The organism is Cytobacillus spartinae (genome assembly GCF_042865285.1).
Lineage (GTDB): Bacteria > Bacillota > Bacilli > Bacillales > Cytobacillaceae > Robertmurraya_A > Robertmurraya_A spartinae.
Genome location: NZ_JBIACK010000001.1, coordinates 1,062,810 through 1,086,712 on the forward strand (window position 1 = coordinate 1,062,810; position 23,903 = coordinate 1,086,712).

At 37.1% G+C, this 23,903-nt stretch carries 25 protein-coding genes and 1 pseudogene; 5 read left to right on the plus strand and 21 right to left on the minus strand.

Features of this window, described 5'->3' with window-relative positions; all coding sequences use genetic code 11:
• Positions 1-4: 4 nt before the first annotated feature.
• From ACFYKX_RS05470 to ACFYKX_RS05540, 15 genes and pseudogenes are all read right to left on the minus strand, one after another.
• The gene (locus ACFYKX_RS05470) at positions 5-853 is read right to left on the minus strand and encodes a hypothetical protein (RefSeq protein ID WP_389358814.1); all 849 of its coding nucleotides are present in this window, start codon (positions 851-853) and stop codon (positions 5-7) included.
• Complete coding sequence (locus ACFYKX_RS05475; protein ID WP_389358816.1) at positions 822-1,178, minus strand: PadR family transcriptional regulator; 357 nt, start codon at positions 1,176-1,178, stop codon at positions 822-824. Before ACFYKX_RS05475 ends, ACFYKX_RS05470 begins: the two co-directional genes overlap by 32 nt.
• Positions 1,179-1,297: 119 nt before the next feature.
• The gene (locus ACFYKX_RS05480) at positions 1,298-2,074 is read right to left on the minus strand and encodes an SDR family oxidoreductase (protein ID WP_389358818.1); all 777 of its coding nucleotides are present in this window, start codon (positions 2,072-2,074) and stop codon (positions 1,298-1,300) included.
• Positions 2,075-2,418: 344 nt separating this feature from the next.
• Positions 2,419-3,477: an LLM class flavin-dependent oxidoreductase gene (locus ACFYKX_RS05485; RefSeq protein ID WP_389358820.1), complete on the minus strand. Its 1,059-nt coding sequence runs from the start codon at positions 3,475-3,477 to the stop codon at positions 2,419-2,421.
• A gap of 33 nt (positions 3,478-3,510) precedes the next feature.
• Positions 3,511-4,677: a TraB/GumN family protein gene (locus tag ACFYKX_RS05490; RefSeq protein WP_389358822.1), complete on the minus strand. Its 1,167-nt coding sequence runs from the start codon at positions 4,675-4,677 to the stop codon at positions 3,511-3,513.
• Between the two features lie 147 nt (positions 4,678-4,824).
• Positions 4,825-5,385 carry a GNAT family N-acetyltransferase gene (locus tag ACFYKX_RS05495; protein WP_389358824.1) on the minus strand — a complete coding sequence of 187 codons (561 nt, stop codon included), beginning with the start codon at positions 5,383-5,385 and terminating at the stop codon, positions 4,825-4,827.
• 428 nt (positions 5,386-5,813) lie between these two features.
• Entirely contained in the window at positions 5,814-6,335 is a 522-nt protein-coding gene (locus tag ACFYKX_RS05500; RefSeq protein WP_389358826.1) for a DinB family protein, read from the minus strand.
• A 369-nt stretch (positions 6,336-6,704) separates the two neighbouring features.
• Positions 6,705-7,085 (minus strand): VOC family protein, encoded by a 381-nt coding sequence (locus ACFYKX_RS05505; protein WP_389358828.1) that lies wholly within the window; start codon positions 7,083-7,085, stop codon positions 6,705-6,707.
• Between the two features lie 84 nt (positions 7,086-7,169).
• On the minus strand, positions 7,170-7,430 hold the full coding sequence (locus ACFYKX_RS05510) for a DUF3949 domain-containing protein (protein ID WP_389358830.1): 261 nt from the start codon (positions 7,428-7,430) through the stop codon (positions 7,170-7,172).
• Positions 7,431-7,535: 105 nt separating this feature from the next.
• A complete protein-coding gene (locus ACFYKX_RS05515; RefSeq protein ID WP_389358832.1) occupies positions 7,536-7,898 on the minus strand; it encodes a hypothetical protein in 363 nt (120 codons plus the stop codon).
• A 270-nt stretch (positions 7,899-8,168) separates the two neighbouring features.
• On the minus strand, positions 8,169-8,687 hold the full coding sequence (locus tag ACFYKX_RS05520) for a hypothetical protein (RefSeq protein WP_389359061.1): 519 nt from the start codon (positions 8,685-8,687) through the stop codon (positions 8,169-8,171).
• Positions 8,672-9,007 (minus strand): hypothetical protein, encoded by a 336-nt coding sequence (locus ACFYKX_RS05525; RefSeq protein WP_389358834.1) that lies wholly within the window; start codon positions 9,005-9,007, stop codon positions 8,672-8,674. The genes ACFYKX_RS05520 and ACFYKX_RS05525 overlap by 16 nt, the downstream gene beginning before the upstream one ends.
• A 12-nt stretch (positions 9,008-9,019) precedes the next feature.
• A pseudogene (locus tag ACFYKX_RS05530) lies at positions 9,020-9,118 on the minus strand (hypothetical protein); the annotation flags it as partial.
• Between the two features lie 142 nt (positions 9,119-9,260).
• Positions 9,261-10,121 (minus strand): GNAT family N-acetyltransferase, encoded by an 861-nt coding sequence (locus ACFYKX_RS05535; protein ID WP_389358836.1) that lies wholly within the window; start codon positions 10,119-10,121, stop codon positions 9,261-9,263.
• A gap of 42 nt (positions 10,122-10,163) precedes the next feature.
• Positions 10,164-10,334 (minus strand): hypothetical protein, encoded by a 171-nt coding sequence (locus tag ACFYKX_RS05540; protein ID WP_389358838.1) that lies wholly within the window; start codon positions 10,332-10,334, stop codon positions 10,164-10,166.
• Positions 10,335-10,509: 175 nt separating this feature from the next.
• Here ACFYKX_RS05540 and ACFYKX_RS05545 point away from each other — a divergent pair, with 175 nt between their 5' ends.
• A complete protein-coding gene (locus ACFYKX_RS05545) occupies positions 10,510-10,731 on the plus strand; it encodes a small, acid-soluble spore protein, alpha/beta type (protein WP_389358840.1) in 222 nt (73 codons plus the stop codon).
• A 64-nt stretch (positions 10,732-10,795) separates the two neighbouring features.
• Here the strand turns inward: ACFYKX_RS05545 and ACFYKX_RS05550 are convergent, their stop codons facing one another.
• The 3 genes from ACFYKX_RS05550 to ACFYKX_RS05560 form a co-directional block, all read right to left on the minus strand.
• Positions 10,796-12,481: a DL-endopeptidase inhibitor IseA family protein gene (locus tag ACFYKX_RS05550; RefSeq protein ID WP_389358842.1), complete on the minus strand. Its 1,686-nt coding sequence runs from the start codon at positions 12,479-12,481 to the stop codon at positions 10,796-10,798.
• An 82-nt stretch (positions 12,482-12,563) separates the two neighbouring features.
• Positions 12,564-13,931 carry a HAMP domain-containing sensor histidine kinase gene (locus ACFYKX_RS05555; RefSeq protein ID WP_389358844.1) on the minus strand — a complete coding sequence of 456 codons (1,368 nt, stop codon included), beginning with the start codon at positions 13,929-13,931 and terminating at the stop codon, positions 12,564-12,566.
• Positions 13,928-14,629 (minus strand): response regulator transcription factor, encoded by a 702-nt coding sequence (locus ACFYKX_RS05560; protein ID WP_389358846.1) that lies wholly within the window; start codon positions 14,627-14,629, stop codon positions 13,928-13,930. Before ACFYKX_RS05560 ends, ACFYKX_RS05555 begins: the two co-directional genes overlap by 4 nt.
• Before the next feature lie 840 nt (positions 14,630-15,469).
• On the opposite strand from ACFYKX_RS05560, the gene ACFYKX_RS05565 reads away from it, so the two are divergent.
• Entirely contained in the window at positions 15,470-16,387 is a 918-nt protein-coding gene (locus ACFYKX_RS05565) for a DL-endopeptidase inhibitor IseA family protein (RefSeq protein WP_389358848.1), read from the plus strand.
• A 257-nt stretch (positions 16,388-16,644) separates the two neighbouring features.
• Complete coding sequence (locus tag ACFYKX_RS05570) at positions 16,645-18,252, plus strand: ribonuclease J (RefSeq protein WP_389359063.1); 1,608 nt, start codon at positions 16,645-16,647, stop codon at positions 18,250-18,252.
• Positions 18,253-18,363: 111 nt separating this feature from the next.
• Here the strand turns inward: ACFYKX_RS05570 and ACFYKX_RS05575 are convergent, their stop codons facing one another.
• From ACFYKX_RS05575 to ACFYKX_RS05585, 3 genes are all read right to left on the minus strand, one after another.
• Positions 18,364-18,687, minus strand: coding sequence for an antibiotic biosynthesis monooxygenase (locus tag ACFYKX_RS05575; RefSeq protein WP_389358850.1), 324 nt, complete (start codon positions 18,685-18,687; stop codon positions 18,364-18,366).
• 119 nt (positions 18,688-18,806) lie between these two features.
• Positions 18,807-19,772 carry an ABC transporter substrate-binding protein gene (locus ACFYKX_RS05580; RefSeq protein ID WP_389359065.1) on the minus strand — a complete coding sequence of 322 codons (966 nt, stop codon included), beginning with the start codon at positions 19,770-19,772 and terminating at the stop codon, positions 18,807-18,809.
• Between the two features lie 112 nt (positions 19,773-19,884).
• On the minus strand, positions 19,885-21,414 hold the full coding sequence (locus ACFYKX_RS05585; RefSeq protein WP_389358852.1) for an AraC family transcriptional regulator: 1,530 nt from the start codon (positions 21,412-21,414) through the stop codon (positions 19,885-19,887).
• 127 nt (positions 21,415-21,541) lie between these two features.
• Between ACFYKX_RS05585 and ACFYKX_RS05590 the strand changes: the two genes are divergently transcribed.
• Positions 21,542-22,591, plus strand: coding sequence for a FecCD family ABC transporter permease (locus tag ACFYKX_RS05590; RefSeq protein ID WP_389358854.1), 1,050 nt, complete (start codon positions 21,542-21,544; stop codon positions 22,589-22,591).
• A complete protein-coding gene (locus ACFYKX_RS05595) occupies positions 22,591-23,622 on the plus strand; it encodes a FecCD family ABC transporter permease (RefSeq protein WP_389358856.1) in 1,032 nt (343 codons plus the stop codon). Before ACFYKX_RS05590 ends, ACFYKX_RS05595 begins: the two co-directional genes overlap by 1 nt.
• Positions 23,623-23,903: the final 281 nt, after the last annotated feature.

The following is a 23,903-nucleotide window of genomic DNA, read 5'->3' on the forward strand; positions in this document are numbered from 1 at the left end:
GTTGTTATATCGTAAAGCGGCTCAATTTTTGTTTTGTGATCAACACGGTTTTATTGGAAAGGGTTTGTTGCAGAAATACATACAACAAAAAGACATTCATAAATAATACAGCCCATTCTGCACTAGATTGAAATCGTGCAACGAATATCGCGATTATAACCATTGCCCAGTAATGAAATGTTGTATTGCTAATTCTCTGCCATAGAGGAATGAATTGATCCTTCGACATTATTTGAGATGCAATAGTGATATACCACATCATGTGAATGGTCACGATTTCAAATAGACCATTCGATCCTGTTAACCTATCCCACTCTAACGAAAATAAATGACTAATATATACGTTAAAAGTTAAAGGCTCTCCGTAGAACCTAGTGAAGAATTTTAAGAAGACCAAATATAAAAGGATGGACCCCACAATAGAAAATAGCCAGTAGGTTTGGCGTTTAATAATAAATCGATAAATCAAATAGGCAATAACTAGCGCTTGCATAGGAGCGAGAATAAATGAAATGTCAAAATGTGCCCCTATAAGTAACCATGGTCCCGTTATACATGCTATTAAACAAACCATCGCAATTAAAATCTCTTTTTGCACATGATTTCTTACAGAGCTTGGGTATGTATGATTAACTTCGTTTTGAAGCATCTCAATTTCACCAAATTGCTCAATCACTATGCTTACCGCCTTGCTACTCTCTACACCTTGTTTGATTAAAACCTCATAATGATCATATAAATGTTGCTTCCACTCCTCCTCAATTTCACTAATTTCAATATCATCAAGGTCCAAATCATTCGTAAGCTTTTGAATATACTCTTCAAAAAGTTGAATGGGTTCTTGTCTCGACAACCCCATCACCTACAATCCGATTCATCACCTTTTGAAACATACCCCATTCTTTTCTTTGGTCATTAAGAGATTCTTTACCGGTCTTTGTAATTCGGTAATATTTTCGACGAGGTCCATCACTTGAGCTTTCCCAGTAGCCCTCAACCAATCCTGATAATTCCAACCGTTTTAGTGCTGGGTACAAGGTTCCTTCCTTGTAGCTTAAGTAACCTTCACTTAGTTCCTGCACCTTTTCAGTAATCTCATATCCGTACATATCTTTATCCGACAGAAGTGATAACAAAATCATACTTGTACTACCTTTTAATAATTCAGTCTTACTCATACTTTCACCTCTCTATATCGTATTTCTATATACTGTATATCGTATCACTACATAGTTATGAATACAACAAAATTTTCCAATAAAAAAGAGGCTCCACTGTAAGAACCTCTTTTTCACCTTTATCTTATAAATCCACCTTCAGAATGAATAATTTGACCGGTAATCCAATCAGCATCCTCACTTACTAGAAATTTGATTGTTTTTGCTACATCTCTTGGTTGACCAAGCCTTCCAAACGGAAATCTTGGTTCAAGCTCTCTTTTTATCTCTTCCGTCATCCATCCGGTATCAGTTGGACCTGGATTAACTGCATTAACGGTAATTCCTAGAGGAGCTAATTCAGCAGATAACGTAATCGTTAATGCATCCACCGCACCCTTCGTAGTGGCATATGCGATTTCACCAGGCATCGGCCCTTGGAATTGACCAGAAGTAAGATTAACAATTCTTCCTCCTGATTTCTTTTGAAATCTACGTGCGAATTCAATACTTAAAAGAGATGTCGCACGAATGTTAACAAAATAATGTTTATCCAGTTCTTCTAAAGTGAAATTCTTCCAATCAGTATTGGTAGAGTAGGTTGCATTATTAATTAAAATTTCTGGTTGTCCAAGATCCTCTTTAACTTTTGTTAAAAGTTGAACGGGTGCATCAGGGTGGCTTAAATCAAGCTCCATAGATGATACTTTTACACCTAACTGTTTAAGCTCTTCCAGCAAAACCATTGGCTCATTTGACTCTACACTCCACGGCATTGTTCGGTCATAATCCGTCCAATACGTAAGAAAGATATGATAACCTGACTCAGCTAGCTCTCTGCAGATGGCTGCTCCAATACCCTTTAAGCGACTAACACCTGTAACAATGGCAATTTTATTCTTCATTTGATTCATCATTCAACCTCCAGCAATGAAGGACGCACGTTCAAGTTCTAGGAAATATTAAAAATTCCCACAAAAAAGATAGATGCATAAAAAGCACCTATCATTGTTTCTAGGGCTTTTGAATTCGAAGATGCAGTCCTTAAATAATTTTTGATAGCAAATAAACCCTCAAAAATGAAAGGTAAAAGGCTATCTAATTTTCAAATTATTAAAGGTTCTTCCACATCTTGAAACAATATCCCCTTTCATATATCTCCACTTTTGTATTATTTTAGCATTGCTATTATATAAATTCAAAATAAATTTATTTAAAAAAGAGTCCCATAAGACTCTTTCTTCGACAACCCTTATAGTTTTCAGTCAACTTCGGTTTCTGCTTCCCACTTTGCTACTTCTTTACGAACCAGTGGTGCAACCTCTGTTCCTAACAATTCAATCGCACTCATAACATCTTCATGAGGCATTGAACCAACAGGAACATGAAGCATAAAACGAGTGATTCCAACATTTTTTCGTAAATGGATAATTTTCTCGGCAACCGTCTTTGAATCGCCTACATATAAAGCTCCTTCTAGGCTTCTCGCAGCGTCAAAGGTTGAACGGGTGTATGGAGCCCAGCCACGCTCCCTACCAAGCTTGTTCATAACTTGCTGAGTAGATGGGAAGAACTTGTCAGCTGCCTCTTCAGTGTCCCCCGCGATAAATCCATGTGAATGTGAAGCAACTGGGAACTTAGAAGAGTCATAACCCGCATGCTCTAATGCTTTCTTATATAGTTTTACTAGTGGTGCAAACTGACGGGGACTTCCGCCAATTATTGCTAGAACTAATGGTAAGCCAAGAAGTCCAGCTCGAGCAACAGATTCTGAATTCCCGCCACTCCCTATCCAAACTGGTAAAGGATCCTGTACGGGGCGAGGATATACACCAAGATTATTAATTGCTGGACGATGTCCGCCCTTCCAAGTCACTTTCTCAGACTCACGGATTTTTAGTAGGAGCTCCAGCTTTTCTTCAAATAGCTCGTCGTAATCTTTTAGATCGTATCCGAACAGTGGAAAGGATTCAATAAAGGAACCACGGCCTGCCATGATTTCTGCACGTCCGTTTGAAATGGCATCAAGGGTTGAAAACTCTTGAAATACTCGAACGGGATCAGCAGAAGATAGTACGGTCACTGCACTTGTCAGCCTAATCCGATCCGTACGCGATGCAGCAGCAGCAAGTATAACTGCTGGGGCTGATGCGGCAAAATCCTCACGGTGATGTTCTCCGACACCAAACACATCTAGCCCTACTTTATCTGCAAGAACAATTTCCTCGACTACTTCACGGATTCTTTGTGAATGACTAATTACTTCGCCAGTTTTTACGTCAGGTGTTGTTTCTACAAAGGTGCTAATTCCAATTTCCATTTCATAGATCCCTCACTTTATGAACTATTTCCATTAAAGGTTTTCTAAAAACACTCGTATGACATCAGCCCCACCAATGAAGGTTCCAAGGGTACTTCCTAAGTTCGCCAAGATGACAACTAGTAAAACACGTGATACTTTGTTTCTCCAGAACCCTTTTACACTTAAGACATCAGTCGTTAGTGTTTCAAAATCTCCGACATTTGGTCGATTAAAATAGGCTTGTACAATTCCAGCAAACCAGCCTGCTGCAAGCAACGGGTTTAAGGAAGTAATCGGTGCAGCTATAAAAGCGGTAAGAATAGCTAATGGATGACCAAAAGCTAAAGCAGTCCCAATGGCTGAAAAGGTTCCATTCCATAGGATCCAGCTAATTGCTTGTTGAACTCCCGCCGATGGATTTGCAATAAATGTATAAGCGATTATGGCAAGTATAAGGACTGGAATACTCCAGCCGATAATTTTAGGAGCCTTTGATTTAGGGGGGCGTTTCGTTAGTTTTGCTAAATCATGATTTTTACCTAGCTCCTTCTTAATTCCAGGTACGTGTGCCGCACCTAGTACAGCTACTATTTTATCCCCAGGTGCATCTTTTATCTTCTGTGCCAAATATTGATCTCTCTCATCAATTAGTGGCTTTTTCAATTGTGGAAATGCTTCTGTAAATTCGCTTAGAATAGATTCAATGGTATCTTGATTTTTCATCTTTTCGAGTTCCTCTTCAGAAATACTATCATTACTGAAGATCCCTGAAATCACGCCCATTAATAGGGTAGTTTTGCCCTTCAGACCAAGCCCACCCCAAATACGAGCGAACGTGATCTGTATATCTCGATCTGCTAAAACTAGCTTGGCATTTACTTCCTCAGCGGACTTAATCCCTTGAATCATTTCTTGCCCAGCTTGAATTCCAAATTGCTTTGCCATACGATTCTGGAAAGAAGAGATGGCTAGATTCATTAGAAGCAAACTTGCTTTATTTTCTTTAATAACCTGAAAGATATCCATGTCCTTCCACTTATTCTTGTCGGTAACTGACTGGTATCTTTGTTTATCCAATTCAACACAAACTGAGTCCGGTCTTTCCTCTTCAATGACTTGCTTTACTTGTTCTGCACTTTGCTTTGAGACATGAGCAGTTCCAATAAGAATAAACTCTTTCCCATCTTGATATATTCTCGTTATATTTTCTTCAGACATGCTATTCTACCTTTCTTCCTCAAAATACAATTATGTAAAACTAAATTGTCATCCAATAAAATAAGTACCTACCTATCATAACCTAAATTAGACTATTAATAAAAATGTAATATCTTCTCCCATATCAAAATTATCTAATTAAAGATATTAACTTTCCCTATTTCTATAGTAGATTAAGAAATCGGTCCATCGGTTATTCTCATAAGAAAACTTCTCTCTTTTACATTCAAGTTGAAAACCGGCATTTTCTGCTAGGCGAATAGAAGGTAAATTATCAAGATTTATATGTAATTCAATTCTATGAAAATCTAACTCATTGAAAAAAACTTTTGTTGCGGCCAATACACTTTCCACTCCATACCCCTTTTTCCAAAACTGATTATGTATTGAATAGCCCATCATTGCCCACTGATAATCCATTCTCAAGATCGTGATCAACTCAACTTTCCCAACATTCGCTCCATCTTCTTTCCGAAAAACTCCGAGTATATACATCTCATCATTTTCTGCCTTTTCATCGAACCCATTGAGCCAATTGGCAAACCACTCTTCCGAAGAAGCAGACATGTTGCTTGGCCTTCCATCATCATATTTGTATTGAGAAGCTAACCTACTGTTAAACCCGTTATACCAATTCTGATAATCTTCTTTGACAAACGGCCGTAAAACCAATCGCTCCGTCTCTATTCGTAAGTCTTTATAACCCACTGTTTCTTCACCCTCATCTACAAGAAAATTTACCGGTAACACGTCATTTCAAATTAGTTGATTTCCGTCTTGACTTCTCTTTCTTGTAGCCTATCATTACAAAAATAATTAAGGTCAAGTTAATCACGCTCAAACACAAATAGAAAATAGTCAGCACCGACCGTCCTTCTCCCCATGCACTGTATGCCTGAAGTAATAAAATAATCGCGAGTGCTGCTGACATGTAAATTTGAAGCTTTGAAATGTTTTTATACATTTTTTTTACCTCCGACTACATTTAAACAAGTTGCAAAATTTAGACTACACTCTCAAATACTTTTAGTTTAGCATATATAAAAAAATTACGACTGCCACTTTCAGCAATCGCTAAACAGGAGCAAACTATGAATAAAACTAAAACAACTAAAATTCGCACTTTCAATAATCTACTATTTCAGTATTCCTAAATATTCTGCCCAAGGTCCAACATCTCTGCCATATCTTTTAGACATTACTCTTACAATTTGAGCAAGATGCGTAAGATCATGAACCACCCAAGTTGATAGTAATTCTCTTACCTTGACCACACCGAATGCTGGATGAAATCCTGTTGATTCTAGAAGTTTATCGTTTTCTATAATCCGTTTAATTTTTGTAATATTTTCAGTCCTTATTGTTTTAAACTCTTTTATCGTATGCTCAATGGGTCTGTCTGACTGTCTGTTCAGATGTGAAAAGCGGTCAAATGCCGGAAATGGCTTACTCTCCCCTTCTTGAAGAATGAATTTTAGCCTTGGTATCCAATTATTTTTCTCTCCTTCAATAAGATGTTCAACTACTTCGGTAGCATTCCATGTTCCCTCCCCTTCATTACACTGTAGCCAACCGTTTGATAATCCGGGAAGAAAATGTTCAAGCATCAGTGGAGTGCGCTCTAGAATCTCAATGGCTTCCTTCATGTTAAAATTCACGTGACTGCCCCTTTCCAAATAACCGTTAGTATAAGAACCAGTAATAGTAACTTAATAGCACAACACTAATTAACAAGATGAATTTGAAATGACTTCGATTTGATTTAGGCTTTTTAGTCCCACTAAAGAAAAAATACAATGAACCTATTAAAAAGATTATAAAAGCAATTGTTTTTAAAAAAATCTCCATAATCCCTCCTACCTATTTATCCCAATGTATTCAGATTCCCTTTCGTAAAGTCCTATCAACGTTCAAATGAAGACTAATAAAACTACCTATCGGATTGACAGGTAGTTTATTGACGAGGTAAATTGTGTTTAAATTCCCTGAAAAATTTTAATCTAAGTAAAATTACTAATTTATCCTTATTAACAGTTACATATCATTACAACATTGCCATCTAAATCCTTTACATTAAACCATGCCGTTTCTCCAACCCACTCAATTTCTCTAACAATTTCAATCTCCTTAGATTTAATATAATCATATGCTTGGTTAATATCAGGAGCGAATAAGTTAAAAATAGGATTAGGAGTTGAAACATGTACGAAGTTAGGGTCAAATGTGTGGTCATCTAGAGTAAGTGAAGTGCTTCCCGTAATCGGGATATTGTACACTGGAGACTCGACTTGATTTATATCAATCTCTAAACCTAACAGATGAGAATACCACTCCACTGCTGCCTTAAGATTAGACACATGGACAAACACACCATTCATTTGATTCTTTATCGGGATTGTTTTTTCCATAACAAGAACCTCCAACTTTAATCTCCTATAAACTATTCTCCACTCCCTAGTTTTTTCCTTTTTCACAGTGTAAACAAAATTAATCTATTTTTTTTGCTTTAGTTTATAAAGAATAGAAGCAAGCAAGTTAGCTCCAAAAAACAGAAAATTCCCTTGAGCGTTTAGATGAAGCTGCTGTTCTTCAAAGCTCATCTTTTCATAGGTGTCATTTTGGTTTAAACCCTTTTCTTCATTTTTCTTGTGCATGCTCTTTAATTCTTTAATATATGAATATTGAAAAGGCAATAATATAAGCGAGATTAGTAAGTAAATGCCTATAATAATTAAAGTAGCTTGGAACCCCATCCTTTTCACCACCTTTTATTTAAGAACCTTACTTAGTAATACGATTTACAATTGATTTGGTTTCTTTTTTACAAAAAATAGTACAAATGTTAGAAGAACTCCCCTTCAGAGCTTACAAATCTTATGCTCATGTACCTCCTCTAAAACTAACTCAATGGATTCACCAACGAGATCGACTATACACCATGTTCCATACATTTGAATCGGTTTCGTATTTGAGTTGTAAGTTGAAATAGTGCTTGTTCCTCCGAAATATATCAACTGGGTATTTATATGATTAAAAGCAACTTGCTGAATCCCCTTTGAGTTCACGGTGCCGATGAACTCCCCATATTTCACATTCCCTCCACTATAATTTGCATGAATAATATCTCCATATTGCTTGTAACGGAAAACGGTCTCTGTCGTAAAACCCAAGCTATTATGATTTGCCTTACACATAAATACCCTATTATTAAAATCAATCATCCTAATTCCTCCGCTGTTACAAATCATTTTCACGGGATCTTACATAAAATAGTCATCAAAATTTTCAAACGTAGTCCCTTTAAGAGATTGACCTGATGTCTTTAAGCAATAGTAAGCAGCCACATAGGTAAAAAAACAAGTTAGTATTAAAGCAAACATGCCTTCTCCTCACTTTCCTATGAATTGACTCGAGTTTAAATGATGAAACGCATTTCATGTCAAACAATTTTTGAAAACAAAAAAAGAACCTTTCTAGGTTCGTGTAAGTTACTATGTATCTAAAAAGTTTCTAGCTCTTTCTAAAAAGTCATCTTCCTTCCATGCAATAATCGCTTCTTCCTCACCTAAATGATGAACCAACTTCTGGAACAGATGATCCCCAATAAAATAGGCCAATCTATTATAACCAAATCTTTGACCCCCATTTATAGAAAACCATTCCTTGAAAATCTCTTGAGGATGCTCAGATTCAAGATCCTTTATAAACTCTGTCTTCATTAGCTGTATATTTTCTTCGGAAAAGGCAAGCCACTGTTTCCCTTCTTCGTTAAAAGAGAAGTAAATAGATGGGTGTAAATCCTTTACAGTTCTTCTTGAAAAATGAGTAGCTACCCCTTCTTGATAAAGCCAAATGAGAGGATTGGTCCATTGAAGCTCTTTCCAGTTCATTCTTGCTCTATTGGAAAGGATGTTATGTGCAACATGCCCAAACTCATGAGCAACAATCGTCCTAAGAAAATCTGATTCAGGTGAAAGCTTTTCTAATGCAAAGTTTATATTCGGAATGATTTGTCGATGGGTATATGCATTAGACCCGAAGCCCCAACAATCAAGTTAATTTCAATTGGAAAATGAATCTGATATATCTTGGTATATTGTTCAGCAACTTCTAGAATGATAGGTTTTATTTTATCGTGTACTTCCTTTAATGTAGAAAACAATTCAGGATACTTGACTAACGATTCCTCAAGCCTCTCATCAGTATCCTTACAATGAAAAGAAAAATACTCTTTGAATATGTCTGGGTATTCATTGTAATAGTTACGTAGAAACCTAACTGAAGGTTCAAAATGATGGATGAAAAATGGTACCGTATCGATAATTTTCATAACTGAGTCTCCCTACAATTCCCTTTTGGGCTGTCTACCACCAATTAAATGATAATTAATATGATAAACTTCTTGTTGTCCATGAACTCCTGTATTCGTAATGACACGAAATCTCGTTTCATCTACCCCTAACTTCTTCTCTTTAGAGACTCACTAAGAGTGTTTTTAATGGCAGTCTGTACAGATTAAAAATTCTACATCTCCTCTATGTCATGTAAATAGATACCTAATTACTGGATAACAGCTACAAATACTAGCCAAATATCTGTGCGGCAATGCTATAGAGCGTTTGATTTCTAGCTGGAAGTTGATTTGAATTTTTAATCATAATAGGAGGTTGACTTACTTTTATAAACCCAGTACTCTCAAGAAACGATGAGATGCCTGTTTGTCCATGTGGAATATCTATTCTGAGCTTTCCATTTTTCTCTTTCGCAAGGTAATTAATAATCAACTTTGCCATTTGCTCGTTTTTTGCAACTATTGGGCCAAGAATGCAATTATCACTCCCAATAATACTCATTCCAAAACCAATAACCTTGCCCGTAGAATCTTTTAAAACAACAACTTCTTCTGCTTGCTTGATCCTCGCTTCTAGAAAGACTCTTCTTTCCGCTCCTATCGCTAGGTAATCTATATGTACGATTGAAGAGAAATCAGATTCTGAATATGGTTCAATCTTGTAGCCTTCTTCCTTGATAATAGAAGGAATATAGTTCTCATTTATGTATTTGTGTACATAACTAACCGAATGAAACCCTAATTTTTCATAGAGTGGCTTTCCTTCAGGAGTTGCTATGAGCATAATGGTTTTATCACTCGGAACAGCATTCACACACCTAACCGTTAATTCCTTCCCTAGCTTATACCCTCTATAACTTTCATTTACAATTACCATTCCTATTGAAGCTAAGTTGCCTTCATATGGGATAATGGCAGCACTTGAAATAATCTCGTCTTTTTCATTCTTATGCCCAAAAATCATACCTACTGCAAGTACTGTACTCACTTCATCTAAATCATAATCCCAGCCGACAGAGGCAGATAATCTAATCAATCCTGGAATATCATTCTCATTAAATTTGGACATTTGAAACTTTGTTTGTAAGTTCATTCATTTCTCACCTGTAGAAAAATTTATAAAACAAAAAATCAATCAATCTTTATCAAGATCACGATCCAAGAACGATTTCTTTCTTTCCTCTTTAATCCCTAAGTGATCCTTAATTTCTGCCAACTCTCTTAGGATGGTTTGTGAATTTAGCCATGCTGCAATTGATGCAAAAATGGCTACAGTAAGGACGATTGTAATGAAGATGTTAAACATGTTTGATATCACCTCAAGGACTAAATTTAATCTATTTTATTTTACCATTTAATACATACTTAGGATGTAATATCCTTTGAATTTTTTACCATGACATTTTTTGAATAAAACATTACCATTTCTCCCATCTTATCAAGTATAAAGCAATAAATTACATGAAAAGGAGATGTTTTACATGGCAAGAACAACTAGTACAACAAGAAGCAACAATTCAAACCAACTATTGGTTTCAGGTTTCGAACAAGCAGTTCAACAAATGAAACAAGAAATTGCTCAAGAATTTGGTGTACAACTTGGACCTGACACTACATCTCGTGCAAACGGATCTGTAGGTGGAGAAATCACAAAACGCCTAGTTTCTTTAGCTCAAGAGCAATTATCTGGAAGAGTTCATTAATATCGAATCATGACAGAAACCCCTGAGGAACAAATCTCAGGGGTTTCATTTATTTAATTGGATTCTAGAACACCGTATTAGGATTCGAAGAAATTCTCCACCCCTCTTCTGTTTTTTGAAAGTCAATTGCCACAATCTCGTATGTTAAGCTATTTCCAATCGGTACCTTTATCACAAACTGTTTCTCATTTCCAAAGTCCTTAACTTCTACCACTTTAACTTGGTTGTATGATAGCAGAGTCCCTCCATCAGCGTTGGGTTGGGCTAGCTTTCCGTTATGCTCAATGATTCGTGCACTTTTTTTGAATTCTTGAATGGCCTCTTTTGTAAAAGAACTTGAGAGAAACTCGTTAAACTTACTCGTCGTTCCGATATCTTCCCCTAAATAGCGATAATCAAGATCCTTATGTGTAAACGACTCAATTAAACCCGATTCCATCTCCCCACCCATTTGTACATGAGTAAACTTTTTATAAGCTTCAAGCAGTTCATCAATGAACTCTTCATCGGTTTGGCTTATATGTTCAGGGAAGGCGGGACCGACTTTAATACTAGACATGATTTCTTTACTAATAGCAACTGCCTCACTTACTAGATCATTGCGATTGCCTTCTATTTTTTCGTTGAATTTACCTGTATAAATCAATGATTCAGTCTCCCCGATAACCTTTAGCCCTTCCCTAGATGATATGAAATCCTTTGATAGAACCTCAACTGAAAATAGCAAATGTTTCTGCCCTTCTACCTCGATATTTACGTCTACAATATATTCAAACTGATCTCCTTCAGAATGCTCCATAGAAAAGTATGGGTATAGATTTTTCGGGATCTTTAAGGTCATGTTTGCCTCAGAGATATAGTATTGTACGTCTGGGGCTTCGTTTTGGCTAATCGCTAGTTCAACTTGCTCCTGAAGTTCCAAAAAGGTATTCCTTAAAGGAGAAACTCTATTAAGCGCTAAACCCTTCTCAATAGCAGCTATAGCATCCTCCTGTCTATTCGCCTTTACATAAGAATCTGCTAAGTAATACCAATAGTAGGCAGTATCAGGAACTGAAATAGCCCTCTGTTCATAATACTCCGCTACTTTCAAAAAGTAGGAAGGTGTTAATTCTTTGTCTATATTCAAGGAGCTGCCTCCCCATCTTAAAACATCTACAGAATAGACATCGGCAAGTTCTCGTTTCCAAACAGCCAATCTCAGTAAAGGATCATTTTCCTCATAGATAAGCTCTAGGTCGTGGTAGTTTAATTGAGCAATTTTTTGAAAAGTCTTCTCTTGAAAAGTATAGATTTCTAACTTGCTACCCGCAGATACTCCCATTTTCCATCCAAACAATAGCTCAGGAACACCGTCCCCTGTTATATCCGAAGCACTCCCCCAGCTAACTTCATAACCCGACCCACTCATATGGGAGATTTCATTCCAGTGATCGTCATCCTTTTCTAGGATTACGGCACCAACTTTCTCATCTGAACCATTAGATTTATAGAAAAATACGAGTTCATTTATTCCATCATTATTAAAATCAGCCATGGTCATAGGAGACATAACAACAGGTTTATTTTGTACAGCAAGAGAAGTTCCTTCAGGGATATACTTCTTGCCCAAATGGAGTAAATTGTCCTTATTTTCATTATTCAATGGTGATTGCGGAGCTTGTATTAGACTAACAGGCTCAGGAAAAAAGCTGCATCCACTTACTAACACCACGCACATAAAAAAGAATATGAAACCTTTATATTTCACCTAGAACCCTCCCTTCACATTCATTTTAAACAGATAAAAGGAAATAGTCGTTTAGCAATGATTAAAAATAGTTACAGAAAGGTTACACAGGTAGTGTAATTTCTACGCTTGTTCCTTGTTGTTTCTTGCTAGCTATTTGAAAAGTTCCATGATGTGCCAATATAATTTCTTGGCAGATAGCAAGTCCTAGTCCGGATCCTGAAGCTTTTGTTTTTCCTTTGTGGAATTTCTCCGTTACAAACTTTAGCTCTTCTTCTGCTATTCCCTCTCCCGAATCAGAGATTTTTATGATTGCATGGTTGTTTTCATGATGAAGAGTAACAGATATGTCTCCCCCTGTAGGTGTAAATTTGAGTGCATTATCCAGCACATTTATAACCACTTGTTTAAGCCTGTTAAGATCGCCTCTAATAGTTACCGGGGAGTCAACTCCTATGTTGAGCTTAATCCCTTGCCTTTCTGCTCTCGGAGATAATTGGGTACACACTTGATTTAGGATTGTGGCAAGTGAAACTTCTTCAAATCTAAATTGAACTTTACCGGATGCGAGGCTTGAGAAATCTAAGAGATCCCCTAATAGCTGAGAGAGGCGGTCACTTTCAGACGAGATAATCTCTAGTCCTTCTTTAAAAAACTTATCATCCGACATGGAATGAAGTGTAATTGCCCACCCTTTGACTGATGTTAAAGGAGTTCTTAACTCATGTGAAACAGAAGCTATAAACTCATTTTTAAGCATTTCGTGTCGTTCAATTTCCTGCGCCATATAATTAAGAGTATCAGCAAGTTTCCCTAGTTCATCACTCTTCCCTTTTGGAACCCTCGTTGAGAATTTCCCTGAAGCCATCTGCTCGGCTGCTATTGTAATCCTACTAACAGGTTTCGTAATCGTCCTCGCTAAGAAATAACTAATTAGAAGAGCAATAATAATAACAATGGCTCCAATACCTAGTAAAACTACCGCATTTTCCTTGAACACTTGATTTAGTTGAGCCATTGAGGTCGTAAATCGAACAGCACCAGTCACTTTATCTTCTTGAATTATAGGCTGACTAACCGATAGTAAATCCTCTCCATTTAAATTCCCTGTCCAGTAGCCTGTTTCTCCCTTTAGTGCCGTTGCCACATCCTTTACTTGATTGACTTTTTCATAGACTCCTTGAGAACTTGCTACAACTTCTCCCTTTTGATCTATAATCTGCACTTGAGCAGAAACCAGGAAATGGTAACGTTCTAACAAATCTTGTGCGACATCGCCTAAATCTTTTTCAGATAGATCCTGCTCATAAAAATTGATAAACATGGTACCTTGGTCTCTTAATGTCTGCTTAACTCCCTCTATGTAATAAAAGCGAAGTGCAGATAGAATAATGCTCTCAAATAATAAAACGGTTACGATAATGAGCAACAAGTAACTCCAAACTAACCGAGCTTTAATTCCTCTTTTCATGACTCAATACCTTGATCCTGAAAACAGTAGCCATAACCCCAGATCGTTTTTAAGAATTCAGGCTGTGATGGGTCGTCCTCAATCTTCTCCCGCAAACGCCGTATATGGACATCAACTGTTTTCGGATCACCAAAGTAGTTTACTCCCCATACCTCATCCAAAAGTTGATCTCTTGTAATAGGCTCATTTAGTCGATCAAAAAACAATTTAATGAGCTGAAATTCTCGTGCAGTTATTTTTAATAGATTGTTATCCTTGTAAAATCGCTGTGTTTTTAATTCTAATGTGAATGGGCCTACCCTTTTATTTTGTATTTGCGGTTGTACTAACAATGTTCTACGCAGTACCGTTCTCACTCTAGCAACCAGTTCTAAAGGATTGAAGGGCTTGACAATATAATCATCTGCTCCTAATTCAAGACCCATAATTTTATCCATGTCCTGTCCTCTTGCTGATAAAATAATGATAGGAAGACTCGGAAATTCTTCTCTAAGCTTTGCACAAATCTCAAAACCATCCATATCAGGTAACATCAAATCTAATATGACGATCGATGGGTTTTCCGTTTTCACAAGTTCAAGAGCCTTTTTCCCTTCACCAGCTTCAAGCACATGAAAGTTCGATCTTTGTAAATTAAAACTAATTAGTTTACGAATGGGTAACTCATCTTCAACAACTAGTACCTTTCCCTCTTCCATCAGCAACAACCCTCACTGTCTATAAACATATGTATATATTTTACTCCTTTAGAAAGATTTAGAATATAGTTAGATTTTATGAAACTACAAAATTATAAATCTTACTGGATATTCCTTATGGAGTAACGCGGGTATTTTTAAAAGCCCTCCAAAATTACTCTTTGTGAAAATCCCTATCACATAAATCTGTTCTGATACCGCCGAATTCCATTTTTTGTTAGGAACACTACCTCACTACTCGCCGATGACACCATCAAAATCCTTTTTCGGCAAAATCACCACCTCTTAACTCTTTCCTGACACCATCAAAATCCTGTTTCGGCAAATCAACACCTCATCACCCTCTTCTGACACCATCAAAATCCTTTTTCGGCAAAATCAATACCTCATAACCCTCTTCTGACACCATCAAAATCCTGTATCAGCAAAATCAACACCTCATCACCCTCTTCTGACACCATCAAAATCCTATTCTGTCAAAATCACTACCTCATAACCCTCTTCTAACACCATCAAAATCCTATTCTGTCAAAATCACTACCTCATATCCCTCTCCTGACACCATCAAAATCCTTTTTCGGCAAAATCACCACCTCATAGCTCTCTTCTGACATCATCAAAATCCTGTTTCAGCAAAATCAACACCTCATCACCCTCTCCTGACACCATCAAAATCCTTTTTCGGCAAAATCAACACCTCATCCTCAAACCGAATTTCATTTCACCAAATCTGTTACTAAACGTCTGTTATTTGTTAACCTTTTTGTAACTTTTTAACAGACAAAGAGCAGTACAATTCAGTTGTAAGTTAAATCGCAGCTAAACTAGGAGGAATTAAGAATGAATACAAAAAAGATCTTACTGTTAACTGGGTTGTCTGTTGCCTTATTTTCTAGCCCATTTACCATGAATACTGAGAGTGCTTTGGCAAATAATCTATCTGGAAAACCAGCAGTTCAGATCAACAAGATTGCACCATTAACAGAGGAGAAAGTCGTTAGCCTTGCCGCACAATGGGCGAGTACATCAAGCTATATTCAAAGAGGTGGTGACTACAAGGAGGGCGAATACAAAACCTTCACATACAAAGACCGAACTTATCGCTATTTATCTAGCGACATTGATACGAAAAAAGAGTTATACCATTACATTCGGAAAACTTTAACTCCGAAAGAGACAGCCGAATGGTTCAAAAATACCGAGATCATTGAATATAAAGGAAAAATGGCACAACTTGAAGCAGATGGTGGCTCCATTCTTGATTGGAAAAAAGCAACTGCAGAATATGTAAAAACCGAAAAGAAAACAAAATTCTATCGTTTATTCATCCCGATTGGAGAAACAGGGAAGAAAGAAATGCAAATAATCGGCGTTGAGCAAGAAAGAACAAAATGGAAAGTAGCAAAAATGCCTTACTTAGATTTAGATATTCCAGGAAACATTAACCCAGCTTTTATTTTCTTTAACTTCTTACTTAAGGATGATACAACATCTCAAAATCAATTAATCGTAGAAGATTTTGATCTAAAAGAATTCAAAAAAGGGATTAAAAAAGTAGAAATAAAAAACCTAGAAGAAGTTGCACGTAATGCAGCACAAGTTGAGTACAGTGTTACTTTTCACACCGATTTAGAAAAAAGCTACAAAGGTTGCCTAAAGAATGGTTTAAATAAAATGTACTTTTTGATCCAGCAAACAGACGAAATGGAATTTAAAGTGGTAAGTTTGGGCTTCCAACCTCATATTGTTGAAGAATAAACACTTATATTTTTCACGGTTTTATCCCCCCATTTATATAAAACCGTTATACAGCAAATGCATCCAGTTCATTATGGATGCTTTTTTCTTGTTCAATACATACCTTTGGCAAAAAAATGAACTTCTCCCTAAATAAAGGAAGTTCATTTGGGAATACTATCCGTATCTATCCGAAATGGGAGGATTTAAAATTGGGAACTAATGAAAAAGGATTATCTATCTTTGGTTTGGGCGGATTAAATGAAATTGGGAAGAACATGTATGTCGTTCAGTACAATGATGATATCGTCGTCATTGATTGTGGTGGAAAATTCCCAGATGAAAGCTTATTGGGAATAGATTTAATTATTCCGGACATTACATACCTAGAGGAAAATAAAGAAAAAGTCCGAGCTTTGATTGTGACTCATGGGCATGAGGATCATATAGGCGGTATTCCATACTTTTTAAGAAAATTAAATGTTCCGATCTATGCCACCAGATTTACGCTTGGTTTAATTGAATTAAAACTAGAGGAACACAGGCTTTTACGTGATTCCGAACTTCAAACGATTACATCGGATTCAAAAATTTCTCTTGGAGATATGGATGTATCGTTTTTCAAAGTTAGTCATAGTATCCCTGATTGTCTAGGGATTGTTTTTCATACCCCTGAAGGAAATGTCGTCCATACGGGAGACTTTAAATTTGACCTGACTCCCGCAAACAACCAATATGCGGATCTTCATAAAATGGCTGAAATTGGTAAGAAAGGGGTTTTGGCTCTTATCTCTGAAAGTACAAACGCAGAAAGAAAGGGCTTAACACCTTCTGAACTCATGGTAGCTGAGCATATGGATGAAGCCTTTATGAAAGCAGAAGGGAAAATATTTGTCTCTACCTTTGCTTCTAATGTGAATCGGGTTCAACAGGTGGTTGATTCCGCCATAAAAACGAACCGAAAAATCGCGTTACTTGGTAGAAGTATGGTGAACGTAGTCCAAGTTGCTCTTGAACGTGGCTATTTAAATATTCCTGAAGGGATGCTAATTGATGCACGGGATATTGATAATTTCGCTTCTAACAAAGTTGCTATTCTTTGTACTGGAAGCCAAGGAGAGCCAATGGCCGCTTTGGCACGCCTCTCTACTGGAAATTACCGTGATGCATCCATTTACCCTGGGGATACCGTCATTCTAGCAGCGTCACCAATTCCTGGAAATGAAAAGTACGTTTCCAAGATCATTGACAATCTATTTCAACTTGGGGCAAAAGTAATTTACGGTTCCGGAAGTACAACGGGAATGCATGTATCTGGCCACGGCTATCAAGAGGATTTAAAGCTCATGTTAACGTTAATGCAGCCAACCTACTTTATTCCAATTCACGGGGAGTATAGAATGCTCCACCATCACCGCCAGTTAGCCGAATCCGTTGGGGTCGAAGAAGGAAACACCTTTATTATTAAAAATGGAGACGTTGTTGATATTAAAAATTCTGTTGCTAGGCAAACTCGAAAAATCCCAGCAGGTGACACCTATGTTGATGGGATGGGTGTGGGCGATGTCGGTGAAATTGTATTACGCGACCGTAGACAGCTTTCAGAAGACGGAATGCTCGTCATTGTCATCACCATTAGTAAGTATGACCGAAAAATGCTTTCTGGCCCAGATACGATTTCACGTGGATTTGTATATACGAGGGAATCAGATGACCTTATTAAGGAAGTCAACAATCTTGTTAAAAAAGCGGTTAACGAATTCCAGCAAACAAACGAGCATCGCTGGAATGTCATGAAGCAGGATATTAAAAAATCTGTAGGACAGCATTTATACGCTAAAACAAAAAGAAGACCGATGATTCTTCCGATTATTATTGAAGTCTAGAGTCAAAACGGGCCGAAAAACAAGCTAACTTAGTTTTTCGGCCCTAATTCTTTTATGATTAAAATTACTTTGATCTACAAGTCTGCATTTAGGCTGGCGTTCTATGTAACCTTAAGCTTTAACTGGGCTTTTCACTGCTTTTACTTCATAAAAAGATACTTCAGTGTCGAGGATAAATTCTGGTGTAGGTTGACCTTTTTTTCCTTTATGCCCTGCGATGTGGGCATCACTCTTCTCCCACTGTTTCCAGTAATCTTCTGATTCCCAGCGAATTTGAATCATAACTTCTTCATCACCGCGTCTTACCTTTTTAACCATAATCGTTAAATCAATAAATCCTTCTTGCTCTTCAATAATTCCTGGTTGGCTAAAACGTTCTACCACTTTATCTGAATTTCCTTCTGTAACAATCGTTTTTCTTAACTGTATAAACATGAAAACATCTCCTATTCCTTGGTCTATGATAACCATTATAGTTGATAATGATTTTCATTTTCTAATATTATCCATTCATTAACCAATTACTGTGGATGTTAGTATTAGTTTCTTGGGAACTACTCTCCTATTAACAGCTTCTCAATTTCCTTCAACCCTTTTTCTCTTTCAATTGGATCCCAGAATCCCCAAGTTGTTGAAAGCGTATGAACGTTTCCATTTTTAACAGCTTCGAGACTATTCCAGACTTCACCTTGGGTAACGGAATCGTAAAATTCCCCACTATTAAAGTATGTTACATCAATGATATGATCCGGATTATATTTCACTAATCCCTCAATGGAGATATTTTCACCGAAATCTTCTGGAATATTTTCTGCAGGTGTTAACCCTAGATCTTCAAATAGTAGATAGTTTGTTGCATGGTTTGTTCGTCCATATACTCGAATATCTTTTTTGTTAATAGAAACTGCCATGAACGTTTCCGTACCTACTTTATCACGAATGCGATTTCCAATTTCTTCTGCCTTTTTCTCTAAATCTTCAATAACTTTTTTCCCTTCTTCTATTTTTCCAACAGCTTCTGCAACTTTTAAATGATCTTCCTTCCAATCTCCACCTACTTCAACTACTACCGTGGGAATGGTCCCAGATAATTGATCGTACAAAGGCTTATAGCGATCACTAATAATTAGTAAATCAGGGTTCAGCTTAACGATTTCTTCTGAATTAATTTCGTCAGCATATGGTAAAGCCGTTACCCCTTTAAGCTCTTCAGTTAAGTGTGGTGGGAATTCGTTATCATAAGCCATAACAGCATAGGGTTTCACACCTACTGCTACAAGAGATCCTTCCCAAGAAACATGGGATAAAAGTATGACCTTTTCTGGATTCATTGGCACCTCTGCTTTTCCATACAGGTGTTCCACTGTTCTTGTTTCTTTTACTTGTTCCTTTTCTTGTTGTTCCTGCTCTTCCTCATTCGTGTTATTACTCGAAGCTACTTTTTCTTCATTTCCGCAACCTGTTAAAACTAGTAAAATAAGAATGAATATCATGCTCCATGGTGCCAAATACTTCTTCATCAATGCTTCTCCTCCTAATAATAATGAAATTCATTCTCAATGATAATATTTATCAACTATGAAATACATGGATGTTTTACACTTAATACATGGACAAATTTGACTTTGACCTTTAATAAACAAGTTTTGAGCTTTCTAGACTAGTGGAGAAGTTGTGTAACATATTTTTCCTTCCTAATGGACCCCACGGATCCCAATCATAGCTTTTCGGATAATATACCTCTCCATTTGCAACAGCTCTAATGTTTTGCCATTCTTTATTTTGTGCAACTCTCCATACATCGGTTTCTTGGCTCCATAGAATAAGGAGTTTATCGGAGTTTAAGGACGCAAGCTGTTCTAAAGAAATTTTTTGATAGCCTTCCTCGGGCAACTCTGGGTGCGGCTCGAAACCAAGTATTTGATAGAATAGATCAAAGAATGCATGGTTTTTTCGGCCATAGAGGCGAATCTCATTTTGACGAATCCAGATGACAGCCCAACTTCCTTTTTTTAGCATAGGTGAAAGATCATTCTTCACCTTATTTTCTAAACTATCAATCTCCTTTTCTATGGCCACAACCTTACCTTCTTCTCCAATGAGAAGAGCTATTTCTCGTAAGTACTCATTCCATCCTGCTTTAAAAGGGATTTGAACTACTTTCTGTTGGTGAGATAATAGGATGGATTGTAACTGGCCGTTATGTAATGGCGTTTTAATAATCCAGTCCGCTTGCACTTGTAGAATTTCTTCTGGTAAGAACGTTTTTTCGGCATTTAGTAAAAGGGTTCCCTCTAGTTTCTTTTCTAAGTAGGATGGAACGCCATTACTAGAAGGAAAAACTGTTGGGTAGGCTGGTGCTACAACGGGTCGTATACCAAGTGACAGAAAGTGATCTTGTAAAAACATCTGACTGACTACAGCAAATCTTTCTTTAGACCTTTTCATAAAAATCGATGGAGCTACTCCCTCTTTCTTCTTAAAAAGACGACTAAAGTAAAATTCGTCCTGCAAACCAACTTGTATAGCAACATCCTTTGTTGTCACTCCCTTATTTTGTACCATTAACTTCTTTGCTACTTTTATTCTTTCTACAATTAAAAATTCCTTTGGAGTCATTCCCACCCTTTTTTTAAATGTCCTTGAAAAATAGGTAGGGCTCATTCCAGCTTTACCTGCTAATTCTGTCACCGAAAAAGGAGTAGATAAGTGATTCTTAATCATTTCCATTGTTTCTTCAATTCTGTCCACTTCTGTTTGATCTGTCATAAAAGAAAGTAGATTCCATACCGCAGCCTGATAACGACATCGTTCTGAAAATGATTGCCCTTTTTGTAGGTTAATTGCCTCTTCCCATAATGAAACAGCCTTTGCTGGAGATTGGTCAGCCAATGGAACTGATGGTAGCCCTTTTATTTGTAAGCAATAAACGGTTAATAGATTGGGTGAATTTGAAATAATCACATTTTCCCCCGAAACCCAAAATCCCTTACCTTCAACAATAGGGATTTGCTTCCCTTCTCTCAGTAGCTGCCCTCTGCCAGAAGCAATGTAAATTAAATGGTTAAATTGTTTAGAATTAATTTCATCAACTTCGCCTTCACGTATTTTTAAAACTGAGATTTTACCATTCTCAAATGGAACACATTGTGACTCAAACATTTTTTATACCTTCCTTTTTTTAGAAAAAAACGATTGACAAAATTTATGAATAAATAGTAGATTAATATACGATTATAATGAAAACGATTATCATTATCAAGAGTGAAAAATCAAAGGGGATGATCTAATGGCCTTATTATCTAAATCCCGAATTTCTCGAGACGTACCTGTTCCATCACAATCAATAAAACAAAAGTCAATTTACTTAGGACTAATTGGAGTAATTTTCATTTTTCTAAGTTTACTAGTTTCCATTGGTCTTGGAGCTGTTTGGGTTCATCCTTCTGTTGTTCTAGACTCTATTTTTTCTTTTGAAGGTGATAAAATTGAACACCAACTAATTCATGAAGTTCGTATTCCACGAGCTTTAACAGCAGCTTTAGTTGGCGCTGCTCTCGCTGTTGCTGGAACAATTATGCAGGGTATTACCCGAAATCCTTTGGCAGATCCCTCTATTATTGGCATCACTCATGGTGCTGGGTTGGCAATTGCACTAGCCCTAGTCTTTTTTACATCAGGCTCTTATTGGATTTTACTATTATGGTCTTTCTTAGGATCCGCATTAGGTGCCTTTCTCGTGCTTCTATTTGCTATGATCTCGAAAGACCGAGTTTCTCCTGTTACGTTAACGCTAGCCGGGGCTGCGTTGAGCACTCTCTTTAGTGCCCTATCAACTGGTATTGCCCTTTATTTTCAAGTTGCACAGGATCTGAGCTTCTGGTTAGCAGGTGGCTTATCTGGAACCAAATGGATTCACGTCTATCTACTCCTTCCAACTGTATTTATTGGATTGCTTTTATCTCTATGGATTAGCCGTTCTTTAACATTATTAAGTATGGGCGAAGAGGTCGCTATAGGGCTCGGGCACTCTACTCAAAAAGTTCGTTGGATATCGCTAATCACTGTAGTGTTATTATCAGGTACTGCTGTTTCAATTGCTGGTGCTATTGGCTTTATTGGACTCGTAATCCCACATATGATCCGATTACTTGTAGGATCAGATTATAAAGTTGTGTTGCCGCTAAGTGCCATTGGCGGAGCCTTACTCCTAGTTATTGCAGATATTGGAGCACGGATGTTAAATCCTCCATTTGAAACACCTGTTAGTGCAGTCACAGCACTAGTTGGTGTACCGTTCTTCTTATATTTGTCTCGACAGAAAAGGGGGAGTATGTAATGCTTTGGAAACGCGAACTTTCGGATTCAAAAAAATGGCTACTTTTTTTCATGTTTTTCATTACCAGTATTTTTATCGTCAGCCTTTCAACAGGAGCAATGCCTATTACGTTTAGTGATATGTTATCGACTTTTATGGGCTATGGTACACCCCACCAAGAGCTGGTTCTATACCAATTGAGATTACCAAGGATGATGATTGCCTTATTAATTGGAGCTGGTCTTGCACTTTCTGGGGCTATTCTTCAAGGCTTATCACGAAATTCCCTTGCAGACCCAGGTATTTTAGGGATTAATGCTGGTGCAGGCCTAGCGGTAGTAATAAGTATCTTTCTATTAAGGCAAATCCCAAACAGTTTTTTATCCTCGCCTTTTTTTCTACCGATAGTAGCTTTTATTGGTGCATTAACAATAGCGTTTTTAATTTATAGTTTTTCGTGGAAGGGTGGTATTGACTCTGGAAGACTTCTATTAGTCGGCCTTGGCTTTAACGCACTATGCGGTTCATTGTTAATTATTCTACAGCTAAAAATGGACCCTAAAGACTTTCAGCAAGCAACTATTTGGTTAACTGGTAGCATATGGGGAACACAATGGTCATACGTATGGTCCTTATTACCTTGGATACTTGTGTTACTTCCACTTGTATTTATTAAAGCAAGAACAATGAACGCACTCCAACTTAGTGAAGCTGTCCCTGCATCATTAGGCATTAAAGTGGAATCAGAAAGACGTATTCTCTTATGCATTTCTGCAGCTTTGGCCGGTTCTTGCGTGGCAGTCGGTGGAGGAATTTCATTTGTAGGTTTACTAGCTCCCCATCTTGCGAGAAGAATATGCGGACCTAATTATTTTTCCTTATTACCGTTATCTGCCCTCATTGGTGCTGCCCTTTTACTTTTTGCCGACTTGATTGGGAAGAATTTACTAGCCCCAGCTGATATTCCTGTTGGTATTGTCATTTCAGTCATCGGTGCACCCTATTTGATTTTTATGCTATTAACACGAAAAGGTAATGGTATGACTAGTTAAAAGCAGAACTTTTTTCATATGTAAACGCCCATTGAACTATTATCAATGGGCGTTTTTCTATTTAAAGAAAAATCAATCCTTCTCCTCGTTTTAATTGATAAATACAGCTGTGTGCTCCTTGATTGTGGGGATAGAGGCCCTTTACCTGTTTAAAATCTCATTATAAATACTACTGGTTCATTCTTTTAAGAATCGGTGGTAGTAAATACCATTTCTAACCAAGACTAAGAATATTTTCATAACTACATATTAATAATGACATCGAATAATAGGAGGAAATA